The following is a 557-nucleotide window of genomic DNA, read 5'->3' as shown; positions in this document are numbered from 1 at the left end:
ATCACCGACCCGGCCGGCAACGCCAGCCAGCCCAGCGAGTCGCTGGACTTCAGCGTCGACACCAGCGTGCCACCGATGGTCATCGACCGCATCGAGCTGATCGACGACGTCGACCCGCTCACCGGGGTGATCGCCAACGGTAGCTCCACCGACGATGCTGCGCCGCTCGTACAGGGCCATGTCGAAGGCGAGGCCCAGTACGTGGAAATCTACGACGGCGCGACCCTGCTGGGCACCGCCCTGGTGGACGGCGAAGGCAACTGGAGCTTCCAGGCACCCGAGCTGGCCTCCGGCGAGCACAGCATCTCCGCCCGTCCGGTGAATGCCATCGGCCAGGAGGGCGAGGCCAGCGAAAGCATCGGCTTCACCGTGGTGGGCGAGGAAACCCCGCTGCCGCAGCTGCCGGTCATCAGTGAAATCGTCGATGGCGAGGGCTCGGTCACCGGCCTGCTGAACGACGGCGACGTCACCGACGACACCAGCCTGTCGCTCAAGGGCACCGCCGATGCCGGCAACCTCGTGCTGCTGTACGTCAACGGCGAGCTGGCTGCCAGCGT

The 557-nt window shown here is 67.7% G+C and carries 1 protein-coding gene; it reads left to right on the top strand.

The features are described from left to right. The coding region (locus VV867_RS31075) for an Ig-like domain-containing protein (RefSeq protein ID WP_328568457.1) at positions 1-557 on the top strand (557 nt) is incomplete at both ends.

Source organism: Pseudomonas sp. JH-2, from assembly GCF_036231725.1.
In the GTDB taxonomy this organism is placed as follows: domain Bacteria; phylum Pseudomonadota; class Gammaproteobacteria; order Pseudomonadales; family Pseudomonadaceae; genus Pseudomonas; species Pseudomonas delhiensis.
The sequence above is the reverse complement of the archived record's forward strand: the minus strand, read 5'-3'. Positions and strand labels throughout refer to the sequence as shown.